The 18948-nt window shown below is 44.9% G+C and carries 35 protein-coding genes; 2 read left to right on the top strand and 33 right to left on the bottom strand.

Annotated elements, in window-relative coordinates:
• Positions 1-45 precede the first annotated feature (45 nt).
• On the top strand, positions 46-447 hold the full coding sequence (gene mscL / locus MKR94_RS15630) for a large-conductance mechanosensitive channel protein MscL (RefSeq protein ID WP_071433407.1): 402 nt from the start codon (positions 46-48) through the stop codon (positions 445-447).
• A gap of 39 nt (positions 448-486) precedes the next feature.
• Here mscL and MKR94_RS15625 read toward each other — a convergent pair whose 3' ends face one another.
• From MKR94_RS15625 to rpsJ, 29 genes are all read right to left on the bottom strand, one after another.
• Positions 487-864, bottom strand: a complete 378-nt coding sequence (locus MKR94_RS15625) for a DnaJ family domain-containing protein (protein ID WP_241647758.1) — start codon at positions 862-864, stop codon at positions 487-489.
• A gap of 73 nt (positions 865-937) precedes the next feature.
• Positions 938-1321, bottom strand: coding sequence for a 50S ribosomal protein L17 (gene rplQ, locus MKR94_RS15620; protein WP_048912840.1), 384 nt, complete (start codon positions 1319-1321; stop codon positions 938-940).
• Between the two features lie 40 nt (positions 1322-1361).
• Positions 1362-2351 (bottom strand): DNA-directed RNA polymerase subunit alpha, encoded by a 990-nt coding sequence (locus MKR94_RS15615; RefSeq protein ID WP_048912841.1) that lies wholly within the window; start codon positions 2349-2351, stop codon positions 1362-1364.
• 26 nt (positions 2352-2377) lie between these two features.
• Complete coding sequence (gene rpsD / locus MKR94_RS15610) at positions 2378-2998, bottom strand: 30S ribosomal protein S4 (RefSeq protein WP_048912842.1); 621 nt, start codon at positions 2996-2998, stop codon at positions 2378-2380.
• 33 nt (positions 2999-3031) lie between these two features.
• Positions 3032-3421 carry a 30S ribosomal protein S11 gene (gene rpsK, locus MKR94_RS15605; RefSeq protein WP_004160563.1) on the bottom strand — a complete coding sequence of 130 codons (390 nt, stop codon included), beginning with the start codon at positions 3419-3421 and terminating at the stop codon, positions 3032-3034.
• Between the two features lie 16 nt (positions 3422-3437).
• Positions 3438-3794: a 30S ribosomal protein S13 gene (gene rpsM, locus MKR94_RS15600; protein ID WP_038016625.1), complete on the bottom strand. Its 357-nt coding sequence runs from the start codon at positions 3792-3794 to the stop codon at positions 3438-3440.
• Between the two features lie 147 nt (positions 3795-3941).
• Complete coding sequence (gene rpmJ / locus MKR94_RS15595) at positions 3942-4058, bottom strand: 50S ribosomal protein L36 (protein WP_071433402.1); 117 nt, start codon at positions 4056-4058, stop codon at positions 3942-3944.
• A 32-nt stretch (positions 4059-4090) separates the two neighbouring features.
• On the bottom strand, positions 4091-5422 hold the full coding sequence (gene secY, locus MKR94_RS15590; RefSeq protein ID WP_048912844.1) for a preprotein translocase subunit SecY: 1332 nt from the start codon (positions 5420-5422) through the stop codon (positions 4091-4093).
• 8 nt (positions 5423-5430) lie between these two features.
• A complete protein-coding gene (gene rplO / locus MKR94_RS15585; protein ID WP_048912845.1) occupies positions 5431-5865 on the bottom strand; it encodes a 50S ribosomal protein L15 in 435 nt (144 codons plus the stop codon).
• Positions 5866-5868: 3 nt separating this feature from the next.
• Positions 5869-6048 carry a 50S ribosomal protein L30 gene (rpmD, locus tag MKR94_RS15580; RefSeq protein WP_004846568.1) on the bottom strand — a complete coding sequence of 60 codons (180 nt, stop codon included), beginning with the start codon at positions 6046-6048 and terminating at the stop codon, positions 5869-5871.
• 5 nt (positions 6049-6053) lie between these two features.
• Positions 6054-6554 carry a 30S ribosomal protein S5 gene (gene rpsE, locus MKR94_RS15575; RefSeq protein ID WP_048912846.1) on the bottom strand — a complete coding sequence of 167 codons (501 nt, stop codon included), beginning with the start codon at positions 6552-6554 and terminating at the stop codon, positions 6054-6056.
• Positions 6555-6568: 14 nt separating this feature from the next.
• Positions 6569-6922, bottom strand: coding sequence for a 50S ribosomal protein L18 (rplR, locus tag MKR94_RS15570; protein ID WP_048912847.1), 354 nt, complete (start codon positions 6920-6922; stop codon positions 6569-6571).
• A 9-nt stretch (positions 6923-6931) separates the two neighbouring features.
• Positions 6932-7465 carry a 50S ribosomal protein L6 gene (rplF, locus tag MKR94_RS15565; protein WP_048912848.1) on the bottom strand — a complete coding sequence of 178 codons (534 nt, stop codon included), beginning with the start codon at positions 7463-7465 and terminating at the stop codon, positions 6932-6934.
• A gap of 12 nt (positions 7466-7477) precedes the next feature.
• The gene (gene rpsH, locus MKR94_RS15560; RefSeq protein ID WP_048912849.1) at positions 7478-7870 is read right to left on the bottom strand and encodes a 30S ribosomal protein S8; all 393 of its coding nucleotides are present in this window, start codon (positions 7868-7870) and stop codon (positions 7478-7480) included.
• A 33-nt stretch (positions 7871-7903) separates the two neighbouring features.
• On the bottom strand, positions 7904-8209 hold the full coding sequence (gene rpsN, locus MKR94_RS15555; RefSeq protein ID WP_048912850.1) for a 30S ribosomal protein S14: 306 nt from the start codon (positions 8207-8209) through the stop codon (positions 7904-7906).
• A gap of 13 nt (positions 8210-8222) precedes the next feature.
• Positions 8223-8762, bottom strand: a complete 540-nt coding sequence (gene rplE, locus MKR94_RS15550) for a 50S ribosomal protein L5 (protein ID WP_048912851.1) — start codon at positions 8760-8762, stop codon at positions 8223-8225.
• A gap of 14 nt (positions 8763-8776) precedes the next feature.
• Entirely contained in the window at positions 8777-9091 is a 315-nt protein-coding gene (rplX, locus tag MKR94_RS15545) for a 50S ribosomal protein L24 (protein WP_048912852.1), read from the bottom strand.
• Positions 9092-9101: 10 nt separating this feature from the next.
• Positions 9102-9473 (bottom strand): 50S ribosomal protein L14, encoded by a 372-nt coding sequence (gene rplN, locus MKR94_RS15540; protein WP_048912853.1) that lies wholly within the window; start codon positions 9471-9473, stop codon positions 9102-9104.
• 169 nt (positions 9474-9642) lie between these two features.
• Positions 9643-9897, bottom strand: a complete 255-nt coding sequence (rpsQ, locus tag MKR94_RS15535) for a 30S ribosomal protein S17 (protein ID WP_013510766.1) — start codon at positions 9895-9897, stop codon at positions 9643-9645.
• Complete coding sequence (gene rpmC / locus MKR94_RS15530) at positions 9897-10088, bottom strand: 50S ribosomal protein L29 (protein WP_048912854.1); 192 nt, start codon at positions 10086-10088, stop codon at positions 9897-9899. The genes rpsQ and rpmC overlap by 1 nt, the downstream gene beginning before the upstream one ends.
• Complete coding sequence (gene rplP / locus MKR94_RS15525; protein WP_014542598.1) at positions 10088-10498, bottom strand: 50S ribosomal protein L16; 411 nt, start codon at positions 10496-10498, stop codon at positions 10088-10090. Before rplP ends, rpmC begins: the two co-directional genes overlap by 1 nt.
• An 11-nt stretch (positions 10499-10509) precedes the next feature.
• Positions 10510-11211 (bottom strand): 30S ribosomal protein S3, encoded by a 702-nt coding sequence (gene rpsC / locus MKR94_RS15520; RefSeq protein WP_048912855.1) that lies wholly within the window; start codon positions 11209-11211, stop codon positions 10510-10512.
• Positions 11212-11228: 17 nt separating this feature from the next.
• A complete protein-coding gene (rplV, locus tag MKR94_RS15515; RefSeq protein WP_020322777.1) occupies positions 11229-11561 on the bottom strand; it encodes a 50S ribosomal protein L22 in 333 nt (110 codons plus the stop codon).
• 14 nt (positions 11562-11575) lie between these two features.
• On the bottom strand, positions 11576-11854 hold the full coding sequence (rpsS, locus tag MKR94_RS15510; protein ID WP_004929772.1) for a 30S ribosomal protein S19: 279 nt from the start codon (positions 11852-11854) through the stop codon (positions 11576-11578).
• A 16-nt stretch (positions 11855-11870) separates the two neighbouring features.
• Positions 11871-12695, bottom strand: coding sequence for a 50S ribosomal protein L2 (gene rplB / locus MKR94_RS15505; protein ID WP_048912856.1), 825 nt, complete (start codon positions 12693-12695; stop codon positions 11871-11873).
• Between the two features lie 17 nt (positions 12696-12712).
• On the bottom strand, positions 12713-13015 hold the full coding sequence (gene rplW / locus MKR94_RS15500) for a 50S ribosomal protein L23 (protein WP_048912857.1): 303 nt from the start codon (positions 13013-13015) through the stop codon (positions 12713-12715).
• Positions 13012-13617, bottom strand: coding sequence for a 50S ribosomal protein L4 (rplD, locus tag MKR94_RS15495; RefSeq protein ID WP_048912858.1), 606 nt, complete (start codon positions 13615-13617; stop codon positions 13012-13014). Before rplD ends, rplW begins: the two co-directional genes overlap by 4 nt.
• A gap of 10 nt (positions 13618-13627) precedes the next feature.
• Positions 13628-14254: a 50S ribosomal protein L3 gene (rplC, locus tag MKR94_RS15490; RefSeq protein WP_048912859.1), complete on the bottom strand. Its 627-nt coding sequence runs from the start codon at positions 14252-14254 to the stop codon at positions 13628-13630.
• A 32-nt stretch (positions 14255-14286) separates the two neighbouring features.
• Positions 14287-14598 carry a 30S ribosomal protein S10 gene (gene rpsJ / locus MKR94_RS15485; RefSeq protein WP_001181005.1) on the bottom strand — a complete coding sequence of 104 codons (312 nt, stop codon included), beginning with the start codon at positions 14596-14598 and terminating at the stop codon, positions 14287-14289.
• Between the two features lie 384 nt (positions 14599-14982).
• Between rpsJ and MKR94_RS15480 the strand changes: the two genes are divergently transcribed.
• Entirely contained in the window at positions 14983-15693 is a 711-nt protein-coding gene (locus MKR94_RS15480; protein WP_241647757.1) for a prepilin peptidase, read from the top strand.
• A gap of 3 nt (positions 15694-15696) precedes the next feature.
• Here MKR94_RS15480 and MKR94_RS15475 read toward each other — a convergent pair whose 3' ends face one another.
• The 4 genes from MKR94_RS15475 to MKR94_RS15460 all read right to left on the bottom strand — a co-directional run.
• Entirely contained in the window at positions 15697-16836 is a 1140-nt protein-coding gene (locus tag MKR94_RS15475) for an ABC transporter permease (RefSeq protein WP_241647756.1), read from the bottom strand.
• 8 nt (positions 16837-16844) lie between these two features.
• Positions 16845-17732: an ABC transporter ATP-binding protein gene (locus MKR94_RS15470; RefSeq protein ID WP_241647755.1), complete on the bottom strand. Its 888-nt coding sequence runs from the start codon at positions 17730-17732 to the stop codon at positions 16845-16847.
• Positions 17729-18670, bottom strand: a complete 942-nt coding sequence (locus tag MKR94_RS15465; protein WP_241647754.1) for an HlyD family secretion protein — start codon at positions 18668-18670, stop codon at positions 17729-17731. Before MKR94_RS15465 ends, MKR94_RS15470 begins: the two co-directional genes overlap by 4 nt.
• A 202-nt stretch (positions 18671-18872) precedes the next feature.
• On the bottom strand, positions 18873-18948 hold a 76-nt coding region (locus tag MKR94_RS15460; RefSeq protein WP_197724836.1), incomplete at its 5' end, for an EF-Tu C-terminal domain-related protein.

Raw genomic sequence — 18948 nt, 5'->3', positions numbered from 1 at the left:
TTTAGTAAAGTACCGTTTCATTCATCTTATAAGGGAATAGCCTGCATGAGTTTATTTAAAGAGTTTCGTGATTTTGCAATGCGTGGAAATGTTGTCGATTTAGCTGTCGGTGTGGTAATTGGTGCTGCATTCGGGAAGATCGTTTCTTCTCTCGTTGCCAACATTATTATGCCGCCACTAGGACTACTGATTGGTGGTATCGATTTCAAAAATATGGCGGTCACGCTGAAACCTGCCGTAGGTGATACGCCAGCGGTGCTTTTACAGTATGGTATCTTCATTCAGTCAATTTTCGATTTTATCATCATCGCATTTGCTATTTTCTTGGCGATTAAAGTGATGAACAAGCTTTATAAGAAGAAAGAAGTTGAGAAGCCGGTCGCTAAACCTAGCGCAGAAGAAGTGCTACTTACAGAGATCCGTGATCTGTTAAAAACGAAACAATAAGCCTTATCAAGGAGCCATAACAGATTGTTATGGCTTTTTTTAACTCTCACTTTTACCTAATAGCTTAGCCTTCACATCCTCTCCGTACAGATCGTCTTCAAGAAACTGAGTCGATAAACCCGCCTGAGATATTTTCAGTTTGATCAATGCTAAATGGGCATGGTGTGTAGAACGCTCCTCAGCGTTGGCCGCGTTGACAAGAAGCGTCTGGAGAGTAAGAGCCTCTTGTCGAAGCTGTAGCGCTTCAGGTAAGAAGCCGCTCATTTTTAATATTCGATAAGACATTCTTAAATCTTCGGGTACCTGGCTATCATCATCAAGCAGTAATGGTTTACCCGCACCCGGTAGGTTATCAAACTTACCTTGTTGCTGTGCTTCTTGTAGTTGGCGTTCAACAAGTGAATCGAGAAATAGCATAATCGTCACCCAGTAAATTCGAGAAAATAAAAAACCCGCCGAAGCGGGTTTTTTAATTGCATCAACTAACAGATTACTCTGCAGCTTCAGCTTGAGCTTCAGGACGATCAACAAGCTCGATGTAAGCCATCGGGGCGTTGTCTCCAGCACGGAAGCCACACTTAAGAATACGAGTGTAACCACCAGTGCGGCTCGCGAAACGCGGGCCTAACTCATTAAATAATTTTGCCACGATCTCGTTATCGCGAGTACGGGCGAATGCTAGACGACGGTTTGCAACATTGTCAGTCTTAGCAAGTGTAATCAGCGGCTCAACAACGCGACGCAGTTCTTTAGCCTTTGGTAAAGTCGTCTTGATAATTTCGTGACGGACTAATGAACCAGCCATGTTACGGAACATAGCCTGGCGATGGCTGCTGTTACGGTTCAGTTGACGACCACTCTTACGATGGCGCATGACCTTATCCTTCTCAGTGAAACCTTAACCTGTGATCCGGTTACTCATCTGCAATGCTTGCAGGTGGCCAATTTTCTAGGCGCATGCCCAGAGAAAGTCCACGTGAAGCCAGCACGTCTTTAATCTCAGTAAGAGATTTTTTACCAAGATTAGGCGTCTTAAGAAGCTCAACCTCAGTACGTTGTACCAGATCACCGATGTAGTGGATAGCTTCTGCTTTCAAGCAGTTAGCAGAGCGGACAGTCAATTCCAGATCGTCAACAGGGCGCAGCAAGATCGGATCGAACTCTGGTTTCTCTTCTTTAACTTCTGGTTGACGTACATCACGTAAATCAACAAAAGCATCAAGTTGTTCAGCCAGAATGGTCGCTGCACGACGAATCGCCTCTTCAGGATCGATTGTGCCGTTAGTTTCCATTTCGATGACTAGCTTGTCCAAATCTGTACGTTGCTCTACGCGAGCTGCTTCAACATTGTAGGCAATACGATCTACAGGGCTGTAGCAAGCATCTACTAACAAACGTCCAATTGGGCGCTCATCTTCTTCCGAATGAATTCGGGCAGAAGCCGGCACATAACCGCGACCACGCTGAACTTTGATTCGCATATTTACAGATGCGCTCTCGTCAGTGAGGTGGCAAATCACATGCTGTGGCTTGACGATTTCGACATCACCATCATGGGTGATGTCGGCTGCAGTCACAGGGCCGATGCCAGATTTATTCAAAGTTAGAATAACTTCATCTTTACCTTGAACTCTTACCGCAAGCCCTTTCAGGTTGAGCAGGATTTCGAGAATATCTTCTTGGATCCCTTCTTTGGTGCTGTACTCATGAAGTACACCATCAATTTCAACCTCGGTCACCGCGCAACCCGGCATGGATGAAAGCAGAATACGGCGCAGTGCGTTACCTAAAGTATGGCCAAAGCCACGCTCTAATGGTTCAAGGGTCACCTTGGCGTGCGTCGAACTAACTTGCTCGATATCTACCAGGCGCGGTTTTAGAAACTCTGTCACAGAACCCTGCATTGTGTCCTCTCTTTGGTACTCAAGCTTTACTTGGAGTAAAGCTCGACGATCAGGTGCTCGTTAATGTCCGCAGACAGATCAGTACGCTCAGGCTTACGCTTAAACACACCTTCCATCTTAGCTGCATCAACTTCTAGCCAGGTTGGCTTTTCACGTTGTTCTGACAGCTCAAGAGCCGCCTTAACGCGAGCTTGCTTTTTGGCTTTCTCACGGATGCTTACAACATCATTCGGAGATACCTGATAAGAAGCGATGTTAACAACGTGACCATTTACCAGGATTGACTTGTGGCTAACTAACTGGCGCGATTCAGCGCGAGTAGCTCCAAAGCCCATACGGTAAACAACGTTATCCAGACGGCCTTCCAGCAACGCTAACAGGTTTTCACCGGTGTTGCCTTTCAGACGAGCTGCTTCTTGATAATAGTTACGGAATTGACGCTCAAGAACACCGTACATACGACGAACTTTTTGTTTTTCACGTAACTGACCGCCGTAGTCAGACAGACGCGGTTTACGCGCACCGTGTTGACCAGGGGCTTGTTCAATCTTACACTTGGAATCAATCGCGCGAACGCCAGACTTAAGGAATAAGTCGGTGCCCTCACGACGGCTCAGCTTGAGCTTAGGACCCAAATATCTTGCCATTTTCTTTCTCCAACTAACCTAGAAACAGGCGCGTTATACGCGACGTTTCTTCGGCGGACGACAACCGTTGTGAGGGATCGGAGTCACATCAGTAATATTAGTGATGCGGAAACCAGCGGCGTTCAGTGCACGAATCGTTGATTCGCGTCCTGGACCCGGACCCTTTACCATAACTTCCAGGTTTTTAATACCGTAATCTTTTACAGCTTCTGCACAGCGCTCTGCAGCGACCTGAGCAGCGAACGGCGTAGATTTACGTGAACCACGGAAACCGGAACCACCGGCTGTTGCCCAACCCAATGCGTTACCCTGACGATCAGTAATAGTAACGATGGTGTTGTTAAAAGACGCATGGACATGAGCCACGCCGTCTGAGACTTGTTTTCTTACACGCTTACGTGCACGAACTGGTGCCTTTGCCATTATTTACTCACCCCGATTATTTCTTGATCGGTTTGCGCGGACCCTTACGGGTACGTGCATTGGTCTTGGTGCGCTGACCGCGAACCGGAAGACCACGACGATGACGCAAACCACGGTAGCAACCAAGGTCCATAAGACGCTTGATGCTCAGGGTAACTTCACGACGCAGATCACCTTCAACAACGAATTTGCCAACTGCTTCACGCAGTTGCTCAATCTGTTCTTCAGACAGCTCACTGATCTTAACATCTTCAGCAATACCCGTTGAAGCGCAAATGGCTTTTGAACGAGTTTTACCGATACCGAAGATTGCAGTTAATGCAATAACGGTGTGTTTATGATCAGGAATGTTAATGCCTGCTATACGGGCCACTATGCACTCCTATTACTAATTAACTGTATTCTCATGCTGAAAAGCCCGTTTTCAGGATACTCAAATGAAGAATACACTTACATAAAAAAGATTGGCTGGCTAATCTAGCCAGCTCAACCCGACTTTGCAAGAAAAATCTGCAATAAATCAGCCTTGACGCTGTTTATGCTTTGGTTCTACGCTACAAATCACACGTACGACACCGTCGCGACGAACGATTTTGCAGTTACGACACATTTTCTTGACGGAAGCACGAACTTTCATTTTTACTCTCCGTAACTTCTCAAGCGCCTAAATTAACGGCCTTGGCCTTTTAGGTTTGCTTTTTTCAATGCAGACTCGTATTGACTAGACATCATCAGAGTTTGCACTTGAGCCATAAAGTCCATGATAACAACGACGACAATTAGCAGTGATGTACCACCAAAGCTAAATGGAACATTCATCGCATCACGCATGAACTCCGGGATCAGGCAGATAAAGGTAATATACAGGGCGCCAATAAGAGTAAGGCGCGTCATCACTTTATCGATGTACCTCGCCGTTTGCTCTCCCGGACGAATACCCGGTACAAATGCGCCGGACTTCTTCAAATTATCTGCAGTTTCACGCGGGTTGAAGACCAACGCCGTATAGAAAAAGCAGAAGAAGATGATAGCAGTTGCGTATAGTAACACATAAAGTGGCTGACCTGGTGCTAAATTATCCGAAATAGCACTTAACCATGACCACCCAGTACTTCCGCCGAACCAGGAGGTTAACGTCGCTGGGAACAGAATGATACTGGATGCGAAAATAGCTGGAATCACTCCCGCCATGTTCACTTTTAAAGGTAAATGTGTACTTTGCGCAGCATATACGCGACGACCTTGTTGACGTTTTGCGTAGTTAACGACGATACGACGCTGACCACGTTCCACGAAAATAACAAAGTAAGTCACTGCAAATACTAAAACTGCAACCAACAATAATAAGAGGAAGTGTAGGCCGCCTTGCCGTGCTTGCTCGATGGTATGGCCAACGGCCTGCGGAAGACCCGCAACAATACCAGCAAAGATAATGATCGAGATACCGTTACCGATACCTCGTTCAGTAATCTGTTCACCTAGCCACATTAGGAACATTGTTCCTGTAACCAGACTTACAACAGCGGTAACGTAAAAAGCAATACCTGGATTGATAACCAATCCTTGCATGCCTGGCATGTTAGGCAACCCGGTAGCAATACCGATCGCTTGGAACACTGCCAGTACGAGAGTACCGTAACGAGTATACTGGCTAATCTTACGACGACCAGACTCCCCTTCCTTCTTGATCTCTGCTAACGCTGGATGAACCACTGTTAACAGTTGGATAATAATGGACGCAGAAATATACGGCATTATCCCCAGAGCAAAAATAGAAGCACGGCTCAGAGCACCACCAGAGAACATGTTAAACATGTCAATGATGGTGCCACGCTGTTGCTCGAGCAATTTAGCAAGAACTGTGGCATCAATACCAGGAATTGGAATGAAAGAACCAATTCGGAAGACAATTAGGGCACCAATTACAAACATTAGTCTGCGTTTTAGTTCACCTAGCCCGCCCTTGGCACTTTGAAAATCTAATCCCGGTTGTTTAGCCATCAGTTCAATTATTCCTCGATTTTACCGCCAGCAGCTTCGATAGCAGCACGAGCACCTTTGGTGACGCGCAGACCACGAATAGTTACTGGTGCGGTAACTTCGCCAGAAAGAATCACTTTCGCAAATTCGATCTGTACACCAATAATGTTAGCTGCTTTCAGTGTGTTCAGGTCAACGATACCGCCTTCAACTTTCGCCAGGTCAGACAGACGGATCTCTGTAGTGACCATAGATTTGCGAGAGGTGAAACCAAATTTTGGAAGACGACGGTATAAAGGCATCTGACCACCTTCAAAACCGCGACGTACGCCACCGCCAGAACGAGACTTCTGACCTTTGTGACCACGGCCACCGGTTTTACCGACGCCAGAACCAATACCACGACCTAAACGCTTAGCGGCGTGCTTAGACCCTTCGGCCGGAGACAGAGTATTTAAACGCATCTGTTACTCCTCCACTTTAACCATGTAGGAAACCGCGTTAACCATACCGCGAACCGCAGGAGTATCCTCACGTTCAACAGTATGACCAATACGACGTAACCCTAAGCCCAGAAGTGTTGCCTTATGCTTTGGCAGACGACCGATTGCACTGCGGGTTTGAGTAATTTTAATAGTCTTAGCCATGATAATTACCCCAGAATTTCTTCAACGGATTTACCACGCTTGGCAGCGACCATATCTGGAGATTTCATATTGCTCAGACCATCAATAGTTGCACGAACCACGTTAATCGGGTTAGTAGAACCATATGCTTTAGAAAGAACGTTATGAACTCCAGCAACTTCTAGTACTGCACGCATTGCACCACCGGCAATGATACCTGTACCTTCAGAAGCCGGCTGCATGAACACACGGGAACCAGTATGAACACCTTTAACAGGGTGTTGCAGGGTACCGTTAGTCAGCGCGACATTGACCATGTTACGACGGGCTTTTTCCATCGCTTTCTGGATTGCTGCTGGAACTTCGCGCGCTTTACCGTAACCAAAACCAACGCGACCGTTACCATCACCTACCACAGTCAATGCTGTGAAGGAGAAAATACGACCACCTTTAACAGTTTTAGAAACACGGTTTACCGCGATCAGTTTTTCCTGCAGTTCGCCAGCTTGTTTCTCGATGTGTGACATCTTAGACCTCTACCTTAGAACTGAAGGCCAGCTTCACGGGCAGCATCTGCCAGTGCCTGGACACGACCATGATATTGGAAACCAGAACGATCGAAAGAAACACCTGTGATGCCTTTTTCAATTGCGCGCTCTGCAATAGCTTTACCTACTGCGATTGCTGCGTCCTTGTTACCAGTGTACTTCAGTTGTTCAGCGATAGCTTTTTCTATAGTAGAAGCAGCAACCAGAACTTCGGAACCGTTCGGAGCGATTACCTGTGCGTAAATATGACGCGGGGTACGATGTACCACCAGGCGTGTAGCACCCAGCTCTTTGAGCTTGCGACGCGCACGGGTCGCACGACGGATACGAGCAGATTTCTTATCCATAGTGTTACCTTACTTCTTCTTAGCCTCTTTGATACGCACGACTTCGTCGGCGTAACGGACACCCTTGCCTTTGTAAGGCTCAGGACGACGGTAGGCGCGCAAGTCCGCTGCAACCTGTCCAATTACCTGCTTATCAGCACCTTTCAGTACGATTTCAGTTTGAGTTGGACATTCGGCAGTGATTCCCGCAGGCAATTTATGCTCAACAGGGTGAGAAAAACCCAGTGAGAGGTTCACTGAAGAACCTTTAATAGCCGCACGATAACCAACACCGACTAACTGCAGCTTCTTGGTGAAGCCTTCGGTAACACCGATAACCATTGAGTTTAACAGAGCACGTGCAGTACCTGCTTGCGCCCATGCATCAGCGAAACCTTCGCGAGGTGCGAAAGTTAAAGCGTTATCTGCATGTTTAACTTCAACAGCTTTGTTGATAGTACGAGACAGCTCGCCGTTTTTACCTTTAATCGATACTTCCTGACCGTTGATTTTTACGTCGACGCCGGCAGGAACAACGACAGGTGCTTTAGCAACACGAGACATTTTACCCTCCGATTACGCTACGTAGCAGATAATTTCGCCACCAAGACCAGCTTGGCGCGCTGCACGATCAGTCATAACACCTTTAGATGTAGAAACAACTGCGATACCTAAACCAGCCATAACTTTTGGCAGCTCATCTTTTCTTTTATAGATGCGCAGGCCTGGGCGGCTTACTCGCTGAATGCTTTCTACAACAGCCTTTCCTTCGAAGTACTTTAAAGTCACTTCGAGTTCTGGCTTGATGTCGCCTTCAATTTTAAAATCTTCAATATAACCTTCTTCCTTCAGCACGTTGGCGATTGCCAATTTCAGCTTGGAGGAAGGCATGGTGACCGCAACTTTGTTCGCGGACTGACCGTTACGGATACGGGTCAGCATATCCGCGATCGGATCTTGCATGCTCATCAGTGTCTACTCCCGTGATTCAATTGGTGACAATTACCAGCTAGCCTTTTTCAAGCCAGGTACTTCACCGCGCATAGCGGCTTCACGTAACTTGATACGGCTCAGCCCGAACTTACCTACATAACCGTGTGGACGGCCAGTTTGGCGGCAACGATTACGCTGACGGGACGGGCTGGAATCACGCGGCAGTGACTGAAGCTTGAGAACAGCATTCCAACGATCTTCGTCAGAAGCGTTCACATCAGAGATGATCGCTTTCAGTTCAGCGCGTTTCGCGAAGAATTTGTCTGCTAATTTTACACGCTTAACTTCACGTGCTTTCATTGATTGCTTAGCCATTAGTAACCCTACCTTACTTACGGAACGGGAAGTTAAAGGCTGCCAGCAGAGCACGGCCTTCATCATCAGATTTCGCAGTAGTGGTAATGGTAATATCCAAACCACGGACGCGATCGACTTTATCGTAGTCGATTTCTGGGAAGATGATCTGCTCACGGACACCCATGCTGTAGTTACCACGTCCATCGAAAGACTTCGCAGATAAACCACGGAAGTCACGAATACGAGGTACAGCAATAGTGATCAGGCGGTCAAAGAATTCCCACATACGTTCGCCACGTAGGGTTACTTTACAGCCGATCGGATAGCCCTGACGGATTTTGAAGCCTGCAACAGATTTGCGTGCTTTGGTGACTAACGGCTTTTGACCGGAGATTGATGCTAAATCAGCTGCTGCGTTATCCAGCAGTTTCTTATCAGCAATCGCTTCACCAACACCCATGTTCAGGGTAATCTTCTCGACCCGAGGGACTTGCATGACTGAATTGTAGTTAAACTCAGTCATGAGCTTCTTAACTACTTCGTCTTTGTAGTAATCATGCAGTTTCGCCATCGTACTACTCCAAATTACTTGATAGTTTCGCTATTAGACTTGAAGAAACGGACTTTTTTACCGTCTTCGAATCTAAAGCCTACACGGTCTGCCTTACCAGTAGCCGCATTGAAGATTGCAAGGTTGGAAAGCTCGATTGCTGCTTCTTTCTCAACGATGCCACCTGGTTGATTCATAGCCGGTACAGGCTTCTGATGTTTCTTAACCAGGTTTATCCCTTCAACAATAACTTTGCTGGAAGACAATACATTTTTTACTTTACCGCGTTTACCTTTGTCTTTACCGGTCAACACGATAACTTCGTCGTTACAACGGATTTTAGCTGCCATGGCTCGCTCCTTAGAGTACTTCTGGTGCCAGAGAGATAATTTTCATGAACTTTTCAGTACGAAGTTCACGAGTTACCGGCCCAAAAATACGCGTTCCGATAGGTTGCTCGCTGTTATTGTTTAAAATAACGCATGCATTACCATCGAAGCGAATGACAGAACCGTCGGGGCGACGAACACCCTTCTTGGTGCGCACCACTACCGCCTTCAGGACATCACCCTTTTTAACTTTACCACGAGGAATTGCTTCCTTGATGGTAACTTTGATGATATCACCGACGCCTGCGTAGCGACGGTGCGAGCCACCCAGAACCTTGATACACATTACGCTACGTGCACCGGAGTTGTCGGCGACGTTTAGCATAGTCTGTTCTTGGATCATTTTAGTGCTCCGCTAATGTCAACTACTACTTCGGGACCTACAATTACTAGGTCGTTTAAAAGCCCCATTACCGAGGGCGCGGCATTATAACACCGCTTCTCGCAGATGGGTAGAAAAAATAAACGGCTCTTGCGAGCCGTCTATCTGTTTTCACAGAAAAGAGATTCTATTACAGAACCGCTTTTTCCACAACACGAACAAGTGTCCAAGACTTAGTCTTGGATAGTGGACGGCATTCGCGGATTTCTACCACGTCACCGATTCCACATTCATTGTTCTCATCATGGATGTGAAGCTTAGTCGTACGCTTGATGAATTTACCGTAGATCGGGTGCTTCACGAAACGTTCGATAGCAACAACTGCAGATTTTTGCATTTTGTCACTAACTACACGACCTTGCAAAGTACGAATTTTATCGGTCATTACGCACCCGCCTTTTGAGTCAGTAAAGTCTTAACACGTGCAACATCACGACGAGCTTGTTTCAGCAGATGTGTCTGCTGAAGCTGGCCAGATGCTGCCTGCATGCGCAGGTTAAACTGTTCACGCAGGAGGTTAAGCAGCTCAGTGTTCAGTTCTTCAACACTTTTTTCACGCAGCTCAGTTGCTTTCATTACATCACCGTCTTAGTTACAAAGGTGGTTTTGATAGGCAGTTTTGCTGCTGCCAGCTTAAATGCCTCACGGGCCAGCTCTTCTGGTACGCCGTCCATTTCATAAAGGACTTTGCCAGGCTGGATTAGGGCAACCCAATACTCTACGTTACCCTTACCTTTACCCATACGCACTTCAAGCGGCTTCTCAGTAATTGGTTTGTCCGGGAATACACGGATCCAAATTTTACCTTGACGCTTAACTGCACGGGTCATAGCACGACGTGCTGCTTCGATCTGACGAGCAGTCAGACGACCACGGCCAACAGCTTTCAGACCGAAAGTACCGAAGCTGATATCCGTGCCCTGCGCTAGACCGCGGTTACGGCCTTTGTGCACTTTACGGAATTTCGTACGCTTTGGTTGTAACATAGCGACTCTCCTTACTTACGGCCTTTACGCTGCTGCTTTTTAGGTTGAGCAGCCGGTTTTTCCGATTGTTCAACAGCAGCCATACCACCCAGGATCTCACCTTTGAAGATCCATACCTTAACGCCGATTACACCATATGTGGTGTGCGCTTCAGAAGTGTTGTAATCAATGTCTGCACGTAGAGTGTGCAATGGAACACGACCTTCACGGTACCATTCGGTACGTGCGATCTCAGCTCCGCCTAAACGGCCACTAACTTCAACTTTAATTCCTTTAGCGCCAAGACGCATTGCGTTCTGTACAGCACGCTTCATCGCACGACGGAACATAACACGACGTTCCAGCTGTGAAGTGATGCTATCAGCAACCAATTTAGCGTCCAGTTCCGGTTTACGGACTTCGGCGATATTGATCTGAGCAGGAACGCCAGCGATTTTCGCGACGACCGTACGCAGTTTTTCTACGTCTTCACCTTTCTTACCGATGACGATACCAGGGCGAGCAGTGTGAATGGTAACACGAATGCTTTTAGCTGGACGCTCGATAACGATACGAGATACAGACGCTTTAGCCAGTTCTTTAGTCAGGAACTGACGTACTTTAAAATCGCTGTCTAGGTTGTCAGCGAATTCTTTGGTATTGGCGAACCAAGTAGAGTTCCAGGGTTTAACAATACCCAGGCGAATACCATTAGGATGTACTTTCTGACCCATTGCTAGTCTCCAGAGTCTCAGCGATCGGACACAACCACAGTAATGTGGCTGGTGCGCTTCAGGATACGATCTGCACGACCTTTTGCACGCGGCATAATACGCTTCATGCTTGGGCCTTCATCTACGAAAATTTTCGCGACTTTCAGATCATCAATGTCAGCGCCATCGTTGTGTTCAGCGTTAGCAATGGCAGATTCTAAGACTTTCTTAACCAATACAGCCGCTTTTTTATTGGTGTAGGTTAAAATGTCCAGAGCCTGCGACACTTTCTTACCGCGTACTAGATCCGCTACCAGACGAACCTTCTGCGCAGAAGAACGAGCGTGGCGATGTTTAGCGATAGTTTCCATCTCTTCCTCCTGCCTTAGCGTTTCTTAGCTTTCTTATCAGCCGCGTGGCCGCGATAAGTACGAGTCGGCGCAAATTCACCTAACTTGTGACCGACCATTTCGTCGGAAACAAATACAGGTACGTGCTGACGACCATTATGGACAGCGATGGTCAAACCGATCATGTTAGGAAAGATCGTTGAACGACGGGACCAAGTGCGCAAAGGCTTCTTGTCTCCGCTTTCCACCGCTTTCTCTACCTTCTTCAGCAAGTGCAGGTCAATAAAAGGACCTTTCTTGAGAGAACGTGGCATGGCTTATCCTCTAATATTATTTTTTGCTACGGCGACGTACGATAAACTTATCAGTACGCTTGTTGCTACGGGTCTTCTTACCTTTGGTTTGAACGCCCCACGGAGTTACCGGGTGCTTACCAAAGTTACGACCTTCACCACCACCGTGCGGGTGATCGACTGGGTTCATTGCAGTACCGCGAACGGTAGGACGAACACCACGCCAGCGAGTTGCACCTGCTTTACCAAGTACGCGAAGCATATGCTCAGCGTTACCGACTTCACCTAATGTCGCGCGGCAGTCAGCTTCAACTTTACGCATTTCACCAGAACGAAGACGCAGGGTAACGTAAGAACCGTCACGAGCGATGATTTGCACGTAAGCACCAGCTGAACGAGCCAATTGGCCGCCCTTACCTGGTTTCATTTCTACGTTATGAACAGTAGAACCTACTGGGATGTTGCGCATAGGCAGGGTGTTACCTGCTTTGATTGCTGCATCAACGCCAGATTGGATCTGATCACCAGCTTTCAGGCCTTTAGGGGCCAGGATGTAACGACGCTCACCGTCTTTGTACAGAACCAGTGCAATGTTTGCAGAACGGTTCGGATCGTACTCAAGACGTTCAACAACTGCTGGGATACCATCTTTGTTGCGTTTAAAGTCAACAATACGGTATGCACGCTTGTGACCACCACCGATATGACGGGTAGTGATACGTCCGTTGTTGTTACGACCACCAGACTTGCTGTTTTTTTCCAGCAGTGGGGCGTATGGCTTGCCTTTGTGCAGCTCTGGGTTCACCACTTTAACTACGTGGCGACGACCCGGAGATGTCGGTTTACATTTAACAATTGCCATTGTTTCTCTCCTCCGACTTACTCTGCGCCGCCGACGAAGTCCAGATTCTGGCCTTCTTTCAGGGTCACGTAAGCTTTTTTCCAGTCGCTACGACGACCAACACGCTGTCCGTGACGCTTAACTTTACCTTTAACCAGTAAAGTGTTCACATCTTTAACTTCAACTTCGAACAGCTTTTCTACGGCAGCTACGATTTCTGCTTTGGTCGCGTCTTTTGCAACTTTGAGTACGATGGTGTTTGATTTTTCCATCGCGGCAGACGCTTTTTCAGAAACGTGCGGTGCGCGCACTACTTTCAGCAGACGTTCTTCACGAATCATGCCAGCATCTCCTCAACTTGCTTAACTGCGTCAGCAGTCATTACGACTTTGTCGAAGGCAATCAAGCTAACTGGATCGATTCCTGCTGCATCACGCACATCAACCTTGTACAGGTTGCGCGCTGCTAGGAACAGATTCTCATCCAATTCACCAGTGATGATCAGTACATCTTCCAATGCCATATCTTTCAGTTTCTGTGCCAGCAGCTTAGTTTTAGGCGCTTCAACAGAGAACTTTTCGACAACGATCAGACGTTCTTGACGTACCAATTCAGACAGAATGCTTTTCAGCGCTCCACGGTACATCTTTTTGTTAACTTTCTGACTGTGGTCCTGCGGACGTGCAGCGAAGGTTACTCCACCAGAACGCCAGATTGGGCTCTTAGCAGAACCAGCACGTGCACGGCCAGTACCTTTTTGACGCCATGGTTTCTTTCCAGAACCAGTGACTTCGGCACGAGTTTTTTGCGCACGGGTACCTTGACGGGCACCTGCTGCGTAAGCAACAACAACCTGGTGAACCAGCGCTTCGTTAAAATCACGACCGAAGGTAGTTTCGGAAACAGTCAGCGCGCTCTGCGCGTCTTTCAATACTAATTCCATTGCTATCCCCTTACGCCTTCACAGCTGGTTTAACAATCAGGTCGCTACCGGTAGCTCCCGGGACAGCACCTTTGACCAGCAGCAGGTTGCGTTCTGCGTCTACGCGAACGACTTCTAAGCTCTGAACGGTTACACGCTCATTACCTAATTGACCTGCCATTTTCTTGCCTTTGAACACTTTGCCCGGAGTCTGGTTCTGACCGATAGAACCCGGAACGCGGTGAGACAAGGAGTTACCGTGGGTCGCGTCCTGGGTACGGAAGTTCCAGCGCTTAACGGTACCTGCGAAACCTTTACCTTTAGAGGTGCCAGTTACATCTACTTTTTTAACGTCAGCGAAAATTTCAACACTGATGCTTTGACCAACGGTGTATTCTGCGCTTTCAGCACGGAATTCCCATAAGCCACGGCCAGCTTCAACGCCAGCTTTAGCAAAATGACCTGCTTCTGGTTTAACTACACGGTTTGCTTTTTTAGCACCAGTAGTGACCTGAATAGCTTGGTAACCGTCGTTTTCTAGGCTCTTAACCTGAGTAACGCGGTTTGCTTCAACTTCGATTACGGTTACTGGGATAGAAACGCCTTCTTCAGTGAAGATACGCGTCATGCCCACTTTCTTACCGACTAAACCAATCATTGTATCAACCTCTCAATCGCTCGATGTCCTGATTAACCCAGGCTGATCTGCACGTCAACACCTGCAGCCAGGTCTAGACGCATCAGAGCATCAACGGTTTTTTCAGTTGGCTCAACGATGTCTACCAGACGTTTGTGAGTGCGAATTTCGTACTGATCACGCGCATCTTTGTTAACGTGCGGAGAAATCAGAACGGTAAAGCGCTCTTTACGAGTCGGCAGCGGGATCGGACCACGTACTTGCGCACCAGTGCGCTTAGCAGTTTCGACGATTTCCGCGGTTGATTGATCGATCAGACGATGATCAAACGCTTTAAGACGAATACGGATTCTTTGGTTCTGCATGAGACCAGAGCTCCAAACATTTTATAAACGAAAATGATTACTCCTCGTGCCCATTACGATTGATGGGAGAGTGTAATCGTTCAGCATATAACTCCCCAATCGGGAGTATTATTAGAGGTAGCAAATCGCTACTCTGCGATTCTGCTCGAATCGCGCTCCTATTACGAGCAAGCCAGCGCATTATACTTATAAATCACTTCAATGCAACCCTTGTCTGCTTTTTGTACATTGCGACTCAACGCACCCTTAAGATGTCATTTTTAAGTAGGCTGCGGGGTTAATTCAATACTCACTCTCAATGTCGCAGATATGTTATGGCAGCCAATTGTCTATATGTATCAATCTAGTTACCCAGTCTGAAATCATTCATGGAAGGTGATAGGCATGCTTAATATCAACCTACTGGCATTTGCTTATCTACTGCTTAACCTGATAAGACGTGCATTACTGACCTTTACTCCCTCGCAAAGCACTTTAGCCTGGTGGATTACAGCAGTTTACTCAAACGACGTTGGGCAAAACTTCTCTTCAATAATGCCATTACCTTTTCAATACTGGATTAAGCACTATCTGGCATTTTTCCTATGCTTATATCTTGCTTTACAGGCACTACAAGGTCTTTTACCAATACCTATTGTTGTTATCGGTCTCTTTGGCTCGATATTGCTGCTATTGGCTTGCATTGATTGGTTTTACTTTCTGCTTCCTAACCCTCTCACTTATTTACTGATGGTTGCGGGAGCAATCTCATCCACTTCCCTACTTGGTGTGGACACCATGAATATCTTCTTAAGATGTACTACTTGTTATGGCGTGCTAAGGGTAATTCAAGGCGTGTACTATTTATTCAGACATAAAGTAGGTCTGGGATCAGGGGACGTGAAATTGATCACCGCGTTAGCCTGTTGGTTCGACCTCTACCAACTCTCTTTTATCATTCTTTTAGCTTCAATGATCGCCCTACCCATTTGTTTATTACAGTATCGTGGTCTCCGTTCCCTACACACTGTTATCATACCTTTTGGCACTTTTTTATCCTTATCAGCATGTTATTGCGCATATCTTTTCTACAACGATTTTTTAATATTCTTCTAGTCGCTATGTATTTTTAGCCCAACGACGATTGATGAGAAAGTAACCAATGATTATTACGGTAAGTAACACCGAAACCAGATGTAATAGCTCGTTGCCCATCAATGTAATGCTAGTACCTTTAACCATTATGCCCCTAATTACACGCATAAAATGGGTAAGAGGAATGAGATTTCCTAACCACTGAGACCATTGCGGCATAGCCTCAAAGGGGGAGAGAAATCCAGATAGCATATTAGAAAATAGAAAATAAAATGAGAGCAACTGCATTGCTTGGAGCTGATTGGTAATAACAGTTGTTAAGCTCACTCCTATTACCACACTCAATAGAATGAATAGAGCCGACACTGCAAACAGTTCGCTGTAGGATCCTTGCATTGGGATATCCAAAATCGTAATACTTATAACCAGCATCAAATTCAATTGTAGTAATCCTATCATCACGTAAGGGATCGCCTTCCCGCTTAGGTACACAAAAGGACTTACCCCTGAACCTTTAATATGCTGAAAGGTACCCCGTTCTCTTTCTCTAACAATCGATAAGCAAACCATGAGCATAGGCATTATGGATAAAATAATACCCATTAATCCGGGCACGATATTAATTTGAGAGTCACCCTTTGGATTAAACCATTTTCTGAAGACAACGTTAGTTTTACTTAATGATTCATTCGTTGTTGAAGAATAATTATAGCTTTCTCGATATTCAGTGTTTTCTATAAGGTACTGCAAACTCTGAAGGGCATTTGCTGTACTACTGGGATCAGTCCCGTCGGTTTCGACAAGTATGTCGGAATTACTACCACTGATGATACTTTTAGAAAAATCGTTAGGAATATGTACTAGTATTTTCACTAAACCCGAAGAAAATTTTCTTCTTGCTATTATTTCTTCTTGCACAATAGAAACTCTAAAGTAACCACTATTATTCATTGCAGAAATTAATGTTCGAGAAAATGCAGAATTATCGTGGTCTATCACAATTGTGGCTACGTTCTTTGCATCCAAATTAACTGAGTAGCCCATGACAACTAAATTTATGACGGGCATAACGATTATCATCAAAATGATCACTCTATCTCTGATTATTTCTCTGATTTCTTTCTGTGCTAGTGCAAGGAGTATTGTTGGGTTAATAATCGACACGTGATACCTTAATTACTCGATAAAATATAAAGCAAAGCATCTAACGGTGTTGGTATGGGACTAAAGGTGAGATTAGGATACTTTAATTTTAATATCTCACATTGCAAATGACCCGTTACGGATATGGAATTACCTCGTGGAATGATTTGCAGATTGTCTTCACAGGACATTTCGGCGTTGAAATGCCTCACACCCTCTCCTTCAACAAGATAAGTAGGTATATTTTGAGAGGAAAATAGTTCTTCTAAATTTCCTGTAAACCGTAATACTCCATTTTTTAAGTAAACTAAGTGATGACATTTTTCAATTTCGTCGATTGCATGGGTGACGATTAAAACCGTCATACCCTCACCAGCAAGTTCAAATATTAACGTCCAGAATTCCTTACGTGCTAATGGGTCAATGCTTGCTGTAGGTTCATCTAAAAAAAGTATTTTTGGGCGGTGAATGATCGCACAGGCCAATGATAATTTCTGTTTCCATCCTCCCGATAGATTCTTAGCTAAAGTATTTCTAAAGCGTTCTAATCCCAATCTACTGATCAGTTTTTCAGATTCTGCGTCAACTTTTCTTACATTTCGCATTTTCCCTATAAAGACGAGGTTCTCAAGTACTGTCAAGGACTCCCATAATGTGAAGTATTGAGTCATGTAACCTACATTTTTTTTAATATAGGCTTGTTCAGTAGAGATATCGTAACCCATGCAAAATCCTTGGCCGCTATCGCTGGGCATCATGCCACATATAATATTTATCATTGTCGATTTACCACTACCGTTAGGGCCAATAAAACCAACAATTTGACCCTTAAGAATATTGAGGGTTACATCGTTGATGACCTTTACGTTGTCAAATGACTTATGAATATTATTAAGAATAATACATGCTTCTCTCATAGCGTAATCTCTACGGGTGTGCCTGCAGGCAGCTCTATATTTTTATCTCTAAATTTAGCTTCGATTAAATAGACTAAGGTATCATTCTTATCATCGTATAACATTGGGGGAGTATATTCTGGCTTGGGTGAGACATAGTCGATAACAGCATTATATTCCTCATTAATATCATTCACCCTCACTAAAATGGAATCATTAATATTTATTTTATATAATTTTTTCCTATTGATATAAAATTTAATTTTTTTACCTTTTTCAGGTACTATGATTAGGACTGGACTACCAAGAGAAGTTAATTCCCCTTTCTTTCTTAAGATATCGTGAATAATACCATCCGTAGGACTTTTAACTTCAGCTTGAGATATATCATATTTATTATTTTCAATATCAATATTTATCTTATCAATTTTAATCTTCTGGGCGATCAATTCATCAACTCTTGCCGGAAGCAATTTATTATTCAACTCAGCCGTTATTTTCTTTAAACTATTCCTTTTTATATTTAAGTTTAGCTCTTCAGTCTCAATGTCTTCTTTAGAAAGGAAACCTTTATCTAGTAACTTTCTTTTCCTTTCTAAAGTAGACTCTGCTTTAACTATTTCCTTCTGCAATCTATCTATATCTATATCAATGAGGTCTCTTTCACTTTTTCTTATACCCTTCTCCATATTTCTGAGTATCGCCTCTTCGTACTTTTTATCCCTCTCTAATTTCTCTCCTGTTTTTCTAAGCGTATAGTCATCGGTCTTAAACAAGACATCACCAATTTTAACTTTATTTCCCTTATTAACATCTATATTCTTAATCTCTAAGGAATTTCCTATCGATATATATATATACTCATCCTCAATATATCCCATAGTACTATTTTTATAATCTTCACAGCCGGAGAGTGTAAATATATTTATTATTATATATATTAATATCTTTGAATTCATGGCATTGCAATCAGACAATTTAAGATTGGTGGAATTATATTCTCCATATAAAATAAAACAAACAATATTTTCTTATTAATATGAGTGGGCTTTTATAAGACTATTATCAACTCCTAAATTTAAATATATTATCAATAGTAAAATATTTTTTTGGTAAAAAAAAAGAGCGCCTCAGCGCCCTTTTTTAGCAAAATTATCTCAATTAAGCGATAACTTTAGCAACAACACCCGCACCTACAGTACGGCCACCTTCACGGATTGCGAAACGTAAACCGTCA

The sequence above is a fragment of the Rosenbergiella metrosideri genome, from assembly GCF_022602565.1.
GTDB classification, from domain to species: Bacteria; Pseudomonadota; Gammaproteobacteria; order Enterobacterales; family Enterobacteriaceae; genus Rosenbergiella; species Rosenbergiella metrosideri.
Note: the sequence above shows the minus strand (reverse complement) of the source record. Positions and strands in the feature narration are given on the sequence as shown.